This window comes from Serratia sp. EC4 (assembly GCF_059652115.1).
Genome location: NZ_JBNIDE010000004.1, coordinates 95,202 through 108,270, shown reverse-complemented (window position 1 = coordinate 108,270; position 13,069 = coordinate 95,202). Strand labels below are relative to the sequence as shown.

Here is a 13,069-nt window from a genome sequence, read left to right as displayed (position 1 = left end):
TCAACAAAGAGATCATGCTGAGTAATCTTTTTATGATCTCGCAGCGACAGGCACAAAACGGAGAGAAACTATGTTTGAACCAATGGAACTAACCAATGACGCGGTGATTAAAGTCATCGGCGTCGGCGGCGGCGGTGGCAACGCCGTTGAACACATGGTGCGCGAGCGCATCGAAGGTGTTGAATTCTTCGCTGTGAACACGGACGCCCAGGCGCTCCGCAAAACGGCGGTTGGCCAAACCATCCAGATTGGTAGCGGTATTACCAAAGGTCTGGGTGCGGGCGCGAACCCTGAGGTGGGTCGCAATTCAGCGGAAGAAGACCGCGAAGCCCTGCGCGCAGCGCTGGACGGCGCAGACATGGTCTTCATCGCAGCCGGCATGGGCGGCGGTACCGGTACCGGTGCGGCGCCAGTGGTGGCTGAAGTGGCTAAAGATTTGGGTATTCTGACCGTGGCCGTGGTGACCAAGCCTTTCAACTTCGAAGGCAAGAAGCGCATGGCATTCGCGGAGCAGGGTATCGCTGAGCTGTCCAAACACGTGGACTCGCTGATCACCATCCCGAACGACAAGCTGTTGAAAGTGCTGGGGCGCGGGATCTCTCTGCTGGACGCGTTCGGTGCGGCCAACGACGTGCTGAAAGGCGCGGTGCAGGGTATCGCCGAGCTGATCACCCGTCCGGGCCTGATGAACGTCGACTTCGCCGACGTGCGCACCGTGATGTCCGAAATGGGCTATGCGATGATGGGTTCCGGCGTGGCTTGCGGTGAAGACCGCGCCGAAGAAGCGGCCGAAATGGCGATCTCCAGCCCGCTGCTGGAAGACATCGACCTGTCCGGCGCGCGCGGCGTGCTGGTCAACATTACCGCTGGCTTCGATCTGCGTCTGGATGAGTTCGAAACCGTGGGTAACACCATCCGTGCGTTCGCTTCCGACAACGCTACCGTGGTTATCGGTACCTCGCTGGATCCGGAAATGAACGACGAACTGCGCGTAACCGTGGTTGCAACCGGTATCGGTATGGACAAGCGTCCAGAAATCACTCTGGTGACCAATAAGCAGGCCAGCCAGCCAGTGATGGATCACCGTTATCAGCAGCACGGCATGTCGCCTCTGCCGCAGGAAGTGAAACCTGCCGCCAAGGTGGTCAACGACCAAGCTGCGCAGCCGAATAAAGAGCCCGACTATCTTGATATTCCAGCCTTCCTGCGTAAACAGGCAGACTAAGAATATCCTGAGAATTTGGAATCTCCGCTCTTTGTGCTAAACTGTCCCGCCGGCCATGCTGTATGCTTGGCTGGTAGGATGGATAACATTGCGAGATAAAACGATGATCAAACAAAGGACATTAAAACGTATTGTTCAGGCGACTGGCGTCGGTTTGCATACCGGCAAGAAAGTCACGCTGACAATGCGCCCAGCGCCGGCTAATACCGGGGTCATCTATCGTCGCACTGACTTGAATCCACCGGTTGATTTTCCGGCTGATGCAAAATCCGTGCGTGATACCATGCTCTGTACTTGCCTGGTGAATGAGCATGACGTGCGTATTTCGACCGTTGAGCACCTCAACGCCGCGCTGGCTGGGCTGGGCATCGACAACATTGTCATTGAAGTCGACGCCGCTGAAATCCCAATCATGGACGGCAGCGCCAGTCCGTTCGTGTTCTTGCTGCTGGATGCCGGCATCGAAGAGCTGAACTCGGCGAAGAAATTCCTGCGTCTGAAAGAGACCGTACGCGTTGAAGACGGCGACAAATGGGCCGAGCTGTCCCCGCACAACGGGTTCCGCCTGGACTTCACCATCGACTTCAACCACCCGGCTATCGACGCCAGCTCTCAGCGCTACCGTCTTGATTTCTCGGCTGAGTCGTTCGTGCGTCAAATCAGCCGCGCGCGCACCTTCGGGTTCATGCGCGACATTGAATACCTGCAGTCCCGCGGCCTGGCCCTGGGCGGCAGCTTCGATTGCGCCATAGTGGTAGATGACTACCGCGTGCTGAACGAAGACGGTCTGCGTTTCGAAGACGAATTCGTACGTCACAAAATGCTGGACGCCATCGGCGACCTGTTCATGTGCGGCCACAACATCATTGGCGCGTTCACCGCGTTCAAGTCTGGCCACGCGCTGAACAACAAACTGCTGCAGGCCGTACTGGCCAAGCAGGAAGCGTGGGAATACGTGACCTTCCAGGACGAAGCCGAAATGCCGTTGGCATTCAAGGCGCCGTCTACCGTATTGGCGTAAGGTCCGAATTCCTCGCCTGCGAATAACGGCAGGCGCATCCCCTGAGAGCCTGATCATTCAGGCTCGTGATGTCGGCTGTTTTGCAGTTTGTGTCGCTGATTACTTACCACGACTGGTTGTGTTGGTACCCTCTCCGGCCAATGCAGCCAGCCGTTCCAATATCTTGCGCAGTTTCTCCGGGCTACGGCTCGCCAACCCTCTCAGCTCTTCCGCACTTTCCAGACTCAAATGCCGCATCGGCACGGGTTTTTCCGGCGCTTTCTCTGCGTTTTGCACCTGGTTGCTGCCTTTCGCCATCAAGGCCGGATTAATCCTGATGTCGATTGACGACAATGATGGTAGAATTTGCGCTCGTAGTGCAGACAGCAAAGCGGGTTGTTCGTAGCGCAAGCGCATCATCCAACTGGCATTTGCCGTTTCGAGCACTAAAATACCCTGTCGGAAATTCGCGACGCGGCACCAGGGATGCAGGGGAGCGGGCAACAGGCCCTTCACTGCACGGTTAAGCTTGAGCAGCGCCACCGCGCGTTGCTGGACGTTATGCAGCGGCCCTTTGCTGCCGGCAGACGCGTCGTCGAACAGGACATCTAATAATTGTGGACGGCTATCGCGCATAATGGGCTCCGGCGGATTATAAACTCGTGATCGGTATTCTAAATCGTTGGCGACAATTTGGCAGACGTTATTTCTGGCCCCATCTCCTGTTAGGGATGGTTGCGGCCACGCTTGGCGCGTCTTCCAATTTGTCCGGCGCCCCCGATCAGGCCGCATTGCCGAATACGTCGTCCAGCCTTAACCGGCAAAATTCGGCCAATGGCACGTTCAACAGCCTGGCCTTGCTGCAGGACGCGCATCGCCGTCCTACCTTCAGCGTAGATTACTGGCAGCAACATGCGCTGCGCACCGTCATTCGTCACCTCTCTTTCGCGTTGGCGCCGCAGGCGGTTTATGCGCGGGTGCAGGAGAGCGAAGCCGAAGCGGAACCCCCTTTGCAGGTAGCGCAACTGGCGCTGCTGTCTACCCTCAATGCGCTGCTGACGCACGAGCCGAAGCCGCCGACCATCATTCGCCACACTCACCTTGAGGTGCTGCCCACGCTGGCGCGCCACCAGACCGGCCTGTGGGTGGCGCAGGTGCAGGGCATTCGCGCCGGGCCCGCCGCCCTCGTCTGATCTCGCCCTTCGGGCACAAAAACCATAAATAATAGCAAGTTGACTGCCGTGTTCGGCGGTCATGACAGAGATATCAAACATCATGTTAGTGAAATTATTAACCAAAGTTTTTGGCAGCCGTAACGATCGTACCCTGCGCCGCATGCGCAAAGTGGTTGAGCAGATCAACCGGATGGAACCGGACATGGAAAAACTGTCCGATGACGAGCTGAAAGCGAAAACCAACGAGTTCCGCGCACGCCTGGAGAAAGGCGAGTCGCTGGACAGCCTGATCCCTGAAGCCTTCGCCGTGGTGCGCGAGGCGAGCAAGCGCGTGTTCGGCATGCGTCACTTCGACGTGCAGCTGCTGGGCGGCATGGTGCTGAACGACCGCTGCATCGCGGAGATGCGCACCGGTGAAGGTAAAACCCTGACCGCGACGCTGCCGGCCTACCTGAACGCCCTGAGCGGCCGCGGCGTGCACGTCGTGACCGTCAACGACTATCTGGCGCAGCGTGACGCCGAAAACAACCGTCCGCTGTTCGAGTTCCTCGGCCTGAGCATCGGCATCAACCTGCCGGGCATGCCGGCGCCGGCCAAGCGCGAAGCTTACGCCGCCGACATCACCTACGGCACCAACAACGAATACGGCTTCGACTACCTGCGCGACAACATGGCGTTCAGCCCGGAAGAGCGCGTGCAGCGCAAACTGCACTATGCGCTGGTGGATGAGGTGGACTCCATCCTGATCGATGAAGCGCGTACGCCGCTGATCATCTCCGGCCCGGCCGAAGACAGCTCTGAGATGTACATCAAGGTCAACAAGCTGATCCCTAAACTGATCCGCCAGGAAAAAGAAGACTCCGACACCTTCAAGGGTGAAGGGCACTTCTCGGTGGACGAGAAGGCGCGTCAGGTCCACCTGACCGAACGCGGTCTGATCCTGATCGAAGAGATGCTGGTGGACGCCGGCATCATGGATGAAGGCGAATCGCTGTACTCGCCGACCAACATCATGCTGATGCACCACGTTACCGCCGCGCTGCGCGCCCACGTGCTGTTCACCCGCGACGTGGACTACATCGTGAAAGACGGCGAAGTGATCATCGTCGATGAACACACCGGCCGTACCATGCAGGGCCGCCGTTGGTCCGACGGTCTGCACCAGGCGGTGGAAGCCAAAGAAGGCGTGGAGATCCAGAACGAGAACCAGACGCTGGCTTCGATCACCTTCCAGAACTACTTCCGTCTGTACGAGAAGCTGGCCGGGATGACCGGTACCGCCGATACCGAAGCCTTCGAATTCAGCTCGATCTACAAGCTGGACACGATCGTGGTGCCAACCAACCGTCCGATGATCCGTAAGGATATGCCGGATCTGGTGTACATGACCGAGAAAGAGAAGATCGGCGCCATCATTGAAGACATCCGCGAGCGTACCGCCAAAGGCCAACCGGTGCTGGTGGGTACCATCTCAATCGAGAAATCCGAAGTGGTGTCCCGTGAGCTGACCAAAGCGGGCATCGACCACAAGGTGCTGAATGCCAAATTCCACGCCATGGAAGCGGACATCGTCGCCCAGGCCGGCCAAAGCGGTGCGGTGACCATCGCTACCAACATGGCGGGCCGTGGTACCGATATCGTGCTGGGCGGCAGCTGGCAGGCCGAAGTGGCGCTGCTGGAAGAACCGACCGAAGAGCAGATCGAAGCTATCAAAGCCGCCTGGAAAGAGCGCCACGACGCGGTGCTGGCGGCGGGCGGCCTGCATATTATCGGCACCGAGCGCCATGAATCACGCCGTATCGATAACCAGCTGCGCGGCCGTTCCGGTCGTCAGGGCGATGCCGGTTCATCCCGCTTCTACCTGTCGATGGAAGATGCCCTGATGCGTATCTTCGCCTCGGATCGCGTGTCCGGCATGATGCGTAAACTGGGTATGAAAGAAGGCGAAGCGATTGAGCACCCGTGGGTGACCAAGGCGATCGCCAATGCTCAGCGCAAGGTAGAGAGCCGCAACTTCGACATCCGTAAGCAGCTGCTGGAATACGACGACGTCGCCAACGATCAACGCCGCGCCATCTACAGCCAACGCAACGAATTGCTGGACGTGTCCGACGTGAGCGAAACCATCGCCAGCATCCGCGAGGACGTGTTCAAGAGCACCATCGACAATTACATCACGCCGCAGTCGCTGGAAGAAGAGTGGGACATTCAGGGGCTGGAAGAGCGCCTGAAGAACGACTTCGATCTGGAGATGCCGATCGCCCAGTGGCTGGACAAAGAGCCGGAGCTGCACGAAGAGACGCTGCGCGAACGCATTCTGGAGAACGCCAAAGAGCAGTATCAGCGTAAGGAAGAAGTGGTCGGCAGCGAGATGATGCGCAACTTCGAGAAGGGCGTGATGCTGCAGACGCTGGATTCTCTGTGGAAAGAGCATCTGGCGGCGATGGACTACCTGCGCCAGGGTATCCACCTGCGCGGTTACGCGCAGAAGGATCCGAAGCAGGAGTACAAGCGTGAATCCTTCAACATGTTCGCCACCATGCTGGAATCGCTGAAATATGAAGTGATCAGCGTGCTGAGCAAGGTACAGGTGCGGATGCCGGAAGAGGTGGAAGCGCTGGAACAGCAGCGCCGTGAAGAGGCCGAGCGTCTGGCGCAGCAGCAACAGCTGAGCCACCACGACGAGAACGCGCTGGCGACTGAAGATCCGAACGCGCCGGCGACCGCCGAGCGTAAAGTGGGCCGCAACGATCCTTGCCCATGCGGTTCCGGCAAGAAATACAAGCAGTGCCACGGTCGCCTGCAGTAATGCCGGCCGCGGTTGACCGATAACACCCAGGGGTTCAGCTTGCTGAGCCCCTGTTTTTTTGACACCCATCAGGAGGGTGAGATGAAACATCTGAATATCGCCGTGGGCATCATCCGTAATGCTCAGCGGGAAATTTTTATTACCCGCCGCGCCGCTGACGCGCACATGGCCGGATTCTGGGAGTTTCCCGGCGGCAAGATCGAACAGGGTGAAACGCCGGAACAGGCGTTGAGCCGCGAGCTGCGGGAAGAGACCGGTATCGAAGCCGAACGCGCCGAACTGCTGGAGGTGGTGGAGCACCGCTTCAGCGATCGTATCGTGACGCTGAATTTTTATCTGGTAGAAGCCTGGGCGGGTGAGCCGTTCGGCCGTGAGGGGCAACCGATGCGCTGGGTAAAACAGGCGGATCTGCGTGAAGACGAGTTCCCGGAAGCCAATGTCGGCATTATTCAACTGCTGGTGGCGCAGGCGAACGCCGCGCAATAACAAGGTTGGCCTGGCGTCCGCCAGGCCAATAGCGGGCGATCAGCGATCGTCCATTTCACTCCAGTCTTCGCTTTCCGACAGATCGCTGTTGCTCGGAATGCGCTTCTCTTCATCGGCCCACTCGCCGAGATCGATCAGCTGGCAGCGTTTGCTGCAAAACGGCCGGAATGGGCTGACTTCACCCCAAACCACGCCGGTGCCACAGGTTGGGCATTTTACTACGGTCGTCATAACGGTTCCTTACGCCTTCTGTCTGTGCTGAGAAGGCTTTCTTTCACAAGTTCAACAACAGGCCAGTTCGAACGTCAGGCGTTCAGGCACCGCGCCATTTTCACTATCCAGCGGCAGGAAACGAATGGCATAGCGCGTCTTATGGCCGGAAATCTGCGGATAAAGCTGCGGCGCCAGATGGAGGCGCAAGCGCAGCAGATCCGCCCCTTCGGCGTTGTCCTGGAAAAAACCGTTCAGGCTGATTTGATTGCGGAACGGCCCGGATTGGCGGATCAGATCCAACACCATGATCAGCGCCTGGTTCAGCGGATCCAGCGACTGCAGCCAGGCGGCGACGTCGGCATCGCGATCCTGCTGCGGCGCGTGCATCCACATGTGCAGGGTCGGCAGATCGAAGCTGCAGCAGCCGCCGGGAATATTCAGCCGCTGACGCACCAGGCCGATCAGCCGGTCTTCGCGCAGCGCCTGGCCGAGGCGCGGCGCCGCCATCAGCGCCGATGAGCGCGACTTCAGCTGACCGCGCAGCTGGTCGATCAGCGCCATATCCACGCCCGGCACATCGGCCCAGGCCAACAGTTTCTGCTGCTGGCGTTCCAACTCTTTGAGCAGTTCGGTGCGTACTTCGCCGCGCTCCAGCACGTCCAGCAAGTCGGAGACGGTGCGAAAGAAGGTGAGGGCGATGGCGGTCTCGCTCAGGGCGCGTTGGCCGTGCAGCTGTTGCAGCAGGAATTCGATGCGCAGCCAGGTGCGCATTTTTTCGTTCAGCGGGTGTTCAAAGAGAACGGTTGGGGAAACATCACTCATGCAGTTTAATCCTGTTGGGGCGCTGTTGCCGCCAGTTCAAGGTAGCGACGATGCAGTGCGGCGACCTGTGGCTCTATCCCCTGAGCGGCACCGCTGTTGTCAATAATGTCATCCGCCACGGCGAGGCGCTGCTGGCGCGTGGCCTGGGCGGCGAGAATGCTCTGCGCTTGCTCACGGCTGACGCCGTCGCGCACGATGGTGCGAGCCAGCTGGGTTTCGGCGTCGACGTCGATCACCAGCACCCGATCGGCGCGATCCTGCAGACCGTTTTCCACCAGCAGCGGCACCACCCATAGCGCGTACGGGCTGGTGGCCTGCGCCAGTTGGCGCTGGGTTTCACGGTGTATCAGCGGGTGCAGCAGCTGGTTCAGCCAGGTTTTGTCATCGAGATGGCTGAAGATGCGCTGACGCAGCGCAGCGCGGTTCAACGCGCCGTCCGGCAGCAACATTTCATTACCAAATCGTTCGGCGATCGCGGCCAAGGCAGGGGTGCCCGGCTCGACGACCTGACGGGCGATCACGTCGGCGTCGACAAGGGTTGCGCCGTGGCGCGCAAAGGCGTTCGCGACGGTCGTCTTGCCGCTGCCTATGCCCCCGGTCAACGCAACAATGTAGGCCATGGTGTTAGGTGCATCCGATGTTCATAAAAAAATAATAGTCGAATCATAAAGCGATCGCGCAGAAGTGCAAGTCGGCAGGCGGCGCTTGCGCATCGGCACCGATCGGGTGGCGAGAAAAAACGCAGCGGCACGGCAAAAATGAGCGGGCAATCACACTGCGATTATGCAGGTAAATTTGTCGGATTGTAGCGTAAATAAAGGCGAATTCGCAGTCTTGTTCGGCGATTATTAGCGCGTATTATAACGTCACTGGAACTGGCATTAATCTCGCCGCCGTCTTTTTGCGCCACTGGAAAGCCGTCGGGCAGAGGTTCGAATATCCTCCTTGCGATCCGTCGCCATTAACCAGGAAATCATAAGTCATGCGTATTGAAGAAGATTTGAAGTTGGGCTTTAAAGACGTGTTGATCCGCCCTAAGCGCTCCACGCTGAAAAGCCGCTCCGAGGTTGAACTGGAACGTCAGTTTGCCTTCAAGCATTCAGGTTGCAGCTGGTCCGGCGTGCCGATTATCGCGGCCAACATGGACACGGTGGGCACCTTCCGCATGGCCGAGGCCCTGGCTTCTTTCGACGTTCTCACCGCCGTACACAAACATTACAGCGTCGAGCAATGGGCTGACTTCGTGCAGCGCATGCCGGAATCGGTGCTGCGCCACGTGATGGTCTCTACCGGCACCTCCGAAGCCGACTTCGCCAAAATGCAGCAGATCCTGGCCCTGTCTCCGGCGCTGAAATTCATCTGTATCGACGTGGCCAACGGCTACTCGGAACACTTTGTCGCCTTCCTGCAGAAAGCGCGCGAAGCCTGCCCGGATCACGTCATCTGCGCAGGTAACGTGGTCACCGGCGAGATGGTGGAAGAGTTGATCCTCTCCGGCGCCGACATCGTTAAAGTCGGCATCGGCCCGGGGTCGGTATGCACCACCCGCGTGAAGACCGGCGTGGGCTACCCGCAGCTGTCGGCGGTGATCGAATGCGCCGACGCGGCCCATGGGTTGGGCGGCCAAATCGTCAGCGACGGCGGCTGCTCGGTGCCGGGCGATGTCGCCAAAGCCTTCGGCGGCGGCGCGGACTTCGTGATGCTGGGCGGCATGCTGGCCGGCCACGACGAGTGCGAAGGCACCGTGGTGGAAGAGAACGGCGAGAAGTTCATGCTGTTCTACGGCATGAGCTCCGAGTCGGCGATGAAGCGCCACGTCGGTGGCGTAGCGGAGTATCGCGCGGCCGAAGGGAAAACCGTCAAGCTGCCGCTGCGGGGCGAGGTGGAGTTTACCGTGCGCGATATCCTCGGCGGCCTGCGTTCCGCCTGCACCTACGTCGGCGCCGAGCGTCTGAAAGAGCTGACCAAGCGCACCACCTTTATCCGCGTGGCGGAGCAGGAAAACCGCGTCTTCGGCAGCAAATAAGCCGCAGCTTGCATTCGGGCGCCGCGCACCGCGGCGCCCGCTATCCTCTTCTTTATCCCAGCACGCTGCCCAGTTGAAAGATAGGCAGATACATGGCGATCACCAAAGCGCCGACAATCCCGCCCACCACCAGCATCAGCAGCGGCTCCAGCGTTTGCGCCAGCGTATCGGCCAGCTCGTGCGTCTGCCGTTCATACCACTGCGCCAACTTATCCAGCAAGGCGTCCAGCGAACCGGACTCCTCGCCCACCCGCACCAGCTGCCGGCACAGTGGCGGAAACAGCGGTTGCAGACCCAGGGCCTGATGAAACGCTTCGCCTTCGGCGATCTGCCGTTGCGCCTGCTCCAGCGCCTGCCGGTACAGCAGATGATCCGCCGCCAGCGCCGCCGCGTTCAAGCCTTCCACCAGCGTCAGCCCCGCGCGTTGGGTCATGGTCAGGATACGAAACGTTTGGCTCAGCGCGCCGCCGTTCACCAGCCGGGCAATCAGCGGCAGGCGCAGCAAGGCGGCCTGTTCGCGTTGGCGCCACGGAGGGCGCGGATGCAACCAGCGGAAGTAGCCGAACAGCGACGCGCCGAGCAGCAGCGCCAAATAGGGGCCAACGGCGATCAGCAGAGCGGACAGCCCCAATAACCCTTGGGTAAACCAGGGCAGCGGCGCATCGAACGACTGATAAACCTTGGCAAATTCCGGCAGCACCATCACCAGCATCAGCACGCTGACCAACAGCGCCACCGCACAGATGAAAAGGGGATACCGCAGCGCTTTGGTCACTTTGCGGCGTAGCAGGTGCTGAGCCTCCTGCTGTTGCGCCAACTGCAGGCAGCAGCGATCGAGGTTGCCGGTCAGTTCGCCGATGGCGATCAGTTGGCGATAGATCGGTGGAAAAACGCCTGGTTGCGCGGCAAGGCTTTCGGAGAGCGGCTGCCCTTCGCGCACCTGTTCTGCCAACAGGCGCAACAGGCAACGCCAGGCTGCCGAAGGGTGCTCTGCCGCCAGAAGCTGCAGCGTATTGACCAGCGGCAGCCCGGCCTGCAACAAGGTAGCGAGCTGGCGGGTGAAGTGGATTAAGGGTTCTCCGCGCCATTGGCCGGGCGTGACGCGTTTGCCGTGCCCGATCCGCCAAGGTTGCAGGCCTTGTTCGATCAGCAACCTGCTCACCTGCCGTTTTTCATCGCTCATCAGTTCGCCGCGGCGTAAGGCGCCCTGAGCGTCGAAGGCCTGCCACAGAAACAACCGGCGCGCTTTCATGGCGTGGTTACGCCGAGCCGGACGACGTCGATGACGCGGTACAGTTCTTCCAGCGAGGTCGTGCCTTCGGCGGCCAGCGCCAGACCCGCCTGCAGCAGCGAAAGCTGCCCCTGTTCGCGGGCGATATCCGCCAGCAGACTGGGAGCGGCGTTCGCCAGCAATGCTGCCTGAATTTCCGGCGTAATGGCCAACAGTTCGTACACGCCGATGCGCCCATAGTAGCCGCCGAAGCAGTGCTCGCAGCCGTCGGCACGCCAGGCGGTCAGCGGTTCCGGCCAGATCGCGGTGGGAAAATGCGTCGGCTGGCTGTGCGGGTAGCGGCAGTGGTGACACAGCCTGCGCACCAGCCGCTGGGCGACGACCAGCTTCAGGCAGCCGGCGAGCAGGTAGCCGGGGATACCCATGTGCATCAGCCGCGTCAGGGTCTCGCCGGTGGAGTTGGTATGCAGCGTCGACAGCACCAAGTGGCCGGTTTGCGCGGCCTTGACCGCGATCTCGGCGGTTTCCGCATCGCGGATCTCGCCGATCATGATGACGTCCGGATCCTGGCGCAGCAGGGCGCGCAGCACTCGGGCGAAGCTCAGCTCGGTTTTGGCGTTGATCTGGGTCTGATTAATGCCGAACAGCGGGATCTCGACCGGATCCTCGACGCTGCACAGGTTGCTTTGCGCATCGTTCAACTGGCGCATACCGCTGTACAGCGTTACCGTCTTGCCGCTGCCGGTCGGGCCGGTCACCAGGATCAAACCTTGCGGGCAGGTTAACGCCGCCGCGTAGCGCGCCAGATCCGTCCGGCTCATGCCCAGTTGATCCAGCGGCAGCTCTTGCTGCTCGCCCTGCTGAACGCGCAGCACCACTTTTTCGCCGTGCAACGTCGGCAGGGTGGCGATACGCATGGCATAGCGCGCGCTGTCCAGCGTCAGGCTGAGCTGCCCGTCCTGAGGCTGACGGCGCTCGGCGATATCCAACTGGCCGAGGATCTTCAGCCGGGCGATGAGGCGCGCGGTCAGCTGCGGCGGCGGTGAGGCGAGGGTTTGCAGCACGCCGTCGATGCGCAGGCGAATGCGAAAATGCTGCCGAAAGGGCTCGAAGTGGATGTCCGAGGCGCGGCGCTGAATGGCCAGGCGCAGCGTCTGGTTGATGAACTGTACCACCGGCGCATCGCCGTCGTCGGGGTAGGCGATGTCGGTCGTGTCCTCTTCGGCCGTCAATGGCGCCGGGAGCGGCTCGTGGCGCTGGTTCAGCGCCATCTCCAGCCTGGCCGCCGGCCATTGTTCCAAATGGATGCGCTTGCCGGTGGCGAAACGCAACGCCGCCAGCAGCCCCTGCGGCGCTTCTTCGCTGAGCGCGACCGTCAGGGTGGTCGGGTCTTCGCTCAGCGCCAGCGCCTGATAGCGCCGGCACAGGGCGTGAACCTCTTCGCTGATTTGCGCATTCATCGCCGTTACTCCGCCGCGTTGTCGAAGCGGAAGACTTCCTGGCACACCTCAACCAGCGTCGCGTTTTCGCTGCTGCACAGCCGGGTCCAGCGGGTCAGTCCATCGGCGTTCGACTTGGGGGTTAATGCCACCGCCAGGCCCTGCAGCGTTTGGCTGCCGGTCAGCGTGATCACGCCTTTGACGACTTTCACCCCGCTGACATAGCGCGACGTGCCGCCGGTGGGAATGCCTTTGCTGCCGGCCTCGCAGCCGGCGGGCGTGCCTTCGTCCAGCACGCACAGCTCGACCGCCATTTTATACGGCGCCATGGTTTGCAGCATGTCGGTCATCGCCGCTTTCTGGATGTAGCGCTGGTAGGCGGGAATGCCGATGGCGCTGAGGATGGCGATGATGGCGATCACCACCATCAGTTCTATCAGGGTAAAGCCGCGTTGCGTTTCCATGCGTTGTTTCCTCCATTGGGGGGTGGAAGACAACGGTAGCGGCTTGCTCGGGGGCACGGCGAGGGGCTTTTGCGCGTTTCTCGGCGCGCCTCCATCAGTAATGATGTGGTTTGCAGCGGTGAAAAAAACGGTGAGAGGGGGTTCGCAATTTTACGGTGACGCCCCCGGCGGCGGCCGGG

General features: G+C 60.6%; 13 protein-coding genes. 6 read left to right on the top strand and 7 right to left on the bottom strand.

All coding sequences use genetic code 11. From position 1 onward, the window contains the following. Positions 1-70: 70 nt before the first annotated feature. Together ftsZ and lpxC are read left to right on the top strand one after the other, a co-directional pair. The gene (gene ftsZ, locus ACP39K_RS14010; RefSeq protein WP_004932757.1) at positions 71-1,225 is read left to right on the top strand and encodes a cell division protein FtsZ; all 1,155 of its coding nucleotides are present in this window, start codon (positions 71-73) and stop codon (positions 1,223-1,225) included. Positions 1,226-1,328: 103 nt separating this feature from the next. Next, a complete protein-coding gene (gene lpxC / locus ACP39K_RS14005) occupies positions 1,329-2,246 on the top strand; it encodes a UDP-3-O-acyl-N-acetylglucosamine deacetylase (protein ID WP_004932754.1) in 918 nt (305 codons plus the stop codon). A 99-nt stretch (positions 2,247-2,345) separates the two neighbouring features. On the opposite strand, the gene ACP39K_RS14000 is transcribed toward lpxC, so the two are convergent. Beyond that, positions 2,346-2,861, bottom strand: coding sequence for a DUF721 domain-containing protein (locus ACP39K_RS14000; protein WP_060444866.1), 516 nt, complete (start codon positions 2,859-2,861; stop codon positions 2,346-2,348). A 26-nt stretch (positions 2,862-2,887) separates the two neighbouring features. On the opposite strand from ACP39K_RS14000, the gene secM reads away from it, so the two are divergent. The 3 genes from secM to mutT all read left to right on the top strand — a co-directional run bounded on the left by secM (position 2,888) and on the right by mutT (position 6,695). Further along, positions 2,888-3,418, top strand: a complete 531-nt coding sequence (gene secM, locus ACP39K_RS13995) for a secA translation cis-regulator SecM (protein WP_033641259.1) — start codon at positions 2,888-2,890, stop codon at positions 3,416-3,418. An 82-nt stretch (positions 3,419-3,500) separates the two neighbouring features. Continuing rightward, complete coding sequence (secA, locus tag ACP39K_RS13990) at positions 3,501-6,209, top strand: preprotein translocase subunit SecA (protein ID WP_033641260.1); 2,709 nt, start codon at positions 3,501-3,503, stop codon at positions 6,207-6,209. 81 nt (positions 6,210-6,290) lie between these two features. Continuing rightward, the gene (gene mutT / locus ACP39K_RS13985) at positions 6,291-6,695 is read left to right on the top strand and encodes an 8-oxo-dGTP diphosphatase MutT (protein WP_028127851.1); all 405 of its coding nucleotides are present in this window, start codon (positions 6,291-6,293) and stop codon (positions 6,693-6,695) included. Positions 6,696-6,734: 39 nt separating this feature from the next. Here the strand turns inward: mutT and yacG are convergent, their stop codons facing one another. Genes yacG through coaE form a run of 3 tightly spaced genes read right to left on the bottom strand, consistent with a single transcriptional unit; the run spans position 6,735 to position 8,350 of the window. Beyond that, the gene (gene yacG / locus ACP39K_RS13980; protein ID WP_004932737.1) at positions 6,735-6,926 is read right to left on the bottom strand and encodes a DNA gyrase inhibitor YacG; all 192 of its coding nucleotides are present in this window, start codon (positions 6,924-6,926) and stop codon (positions 6,735-6,737) included. A gap of 51 nt (positions 6,927-6,977) precedes the next feature. Next, on the bottom strand, positions 6,978-7,730 hold the full coding sequence (zapD, locus tag ACP39K_RS13975; RefSeq protein ID WP_016929080.1) for a cell division protein ZapD: 753 nt from the start codon (positions 7,728-7,730) through the stop codon (positions 6,978-6,980). Between the two features lie 5 nt (positions 7,731-7,735). Beyond that, the gene (gene coaE / locus ACP39K_RS13970; protein ID WP_497008593.1) at positions 7,736-8,350 is read right to left on the bottom strand and encodes a dephospho-CoA kinase; all 615 of its coding nucleotides are present in this window, start codon (positions 8,348-8,350) and stop codon (positions 7,736-7,738) included. 362 nt (positions 8,351-8,712) lie between these two features. Here coaE and ACP39K_RS13965 point away from each other — a divergent pair, with 362 nt between their 5' ends. Continuing rightward, positions 8,713-9,756, top strand: coding sequence for a GMP reductase (locus tag ACP39K_RS13965; RefSeq protein WP_033641262.1), 1,044 nt, complete (start codon positions 8,713-8,715; stop codon positions 9,754-9,756). A gap of 52 nt (positions 9,757-9,808) precedes the next feature. Here ACP39K_RS13965 and hofC read toward each other — a convergent pair whose 3' ends face one another. Genes hofC through ppdD form a run of 3 tightly spaced genes read right to left on the bottom strand, consistent with a single transcriptional unit; the run spans position 9,809 to position 12,890 of the window. Beyond that, positions 9,809-11,008 carry a protein transport protein HofC gene (hofC, locus tag ACP39K_RS13960; protein ID WP_497008592.1) on the bottom strand — a complete coding sequence of 400 codons (1,200 nt, stop codon included), beginning with the start codon at positions 11,006-11,008 and terminating at the stop codon, positions 9,809-9,811. Beyond that, positions 11,005-12,447, bottom strand: coding sequence for a type II secretion system protein GspE (gene gspE / locus ACP39K_RS13955; protein ID WP_289527635.1), 1,443 nt, complete (start codon positions 12,445-12,447; stop codon positions 11,005-11,007). Before gspE ends, hofC begins: the two co-directional genes overlap by 4 nt. A gap of 5 nt (positions 12,448-12,452) precedes the next feature. Then, positions 12,453-12,890, bottom strand: a complete 438-nt coding sequence (gene ppdD / locus ACP39K_RS13950; protein WP_016929075.1) for a prepilin peptidase-dependent pilin — start codon at positions 12,888-12,890, stop codon at positions 12,453-12,455. Positions 12,891-13,069 lie beyond the last annotated feature (179 nt).

Bases quoted from the DNA above. Each gene is read 5' to 3' on its own strand.
- ftsZ (WP_004932757.1), top strand. From the start codon at position 71: ATGTTTGAACCAATGGAACTAACCAATGACGCGGTGATTAAAGTCATC.
- lpxC (WP_004932754.1), top strand. From the start codon at position 1,329: ATGATCAAACAAAGGACATTAAAACGTATTGTTCAGGCGACTGGCGTC.
- ACP39K_RS14000 (WP_060444866.1), bottom strand. From the start codon at position 2,861: ATGCGCGATAGCCGTCCACAATTATTAGATGTCCTGTTCGACGACGCG.
- secA (WP_033641260.1), top strand. From the start codon at position 3,501: ATGTTAGTGAAATTATTAACCAAAGTTTTTGGCAGCCGTAACGATCGT.
- mutT (WP_028127851.1), top strand. From the start codon at position 6,291: ATGAAACATCTGAATATCGCCGTGGGCATCATCCGTAATGCTCAGCGG.
- yacG (WP_004932737.1), bottom strand. From the start codon at position 6,926: ATGACGACCGTAGTAAAATGCCCAACCTGTGGCACCGGCGTGGTTTGG.
- zapD (WP_016929080.1), bottom strand. From the start codon at position 7,730: ATGAGTGATGTTTCCCCAACCGTTCTCTTTGAACACCCGCTGAACGAA.
- coaE (WP_497008593.1), bottom strand. From the start codon at position 8,350: ATGGCCTACATTGTTGCGTTGACCGGGGGCATAGGCAGCGGCAAGACG.
- ACP39K_RS13965 (WP_033641262.1), top strand. From the start codon at position 8,713: ATGCGTATTGAAGAAGATTTGAAGTTGGGCTTTAAAGACGTGTTGATC.
- hofC (WP_497008592.1), bottom strand. From the start codon at position 11,008: ATGAAAGCGCGCCGGTTGTTTCTGTGGCAGGCCTTCGACGCTCAGGGC.
- gspE (WP_289527635.1), bottom strand. From the start codon at position 12,447: ATGAATGCGCAAATCAGCGAAGAGGTTCACGCCCTGTGCCGGCGCTAT.
- ppdD (WP_016929075.1), bottom strand. From the start codon at position 12,890: ATGGAAACGCAACGCGGCTTTACCCTGATAGAACTGATGGTGGTGATC.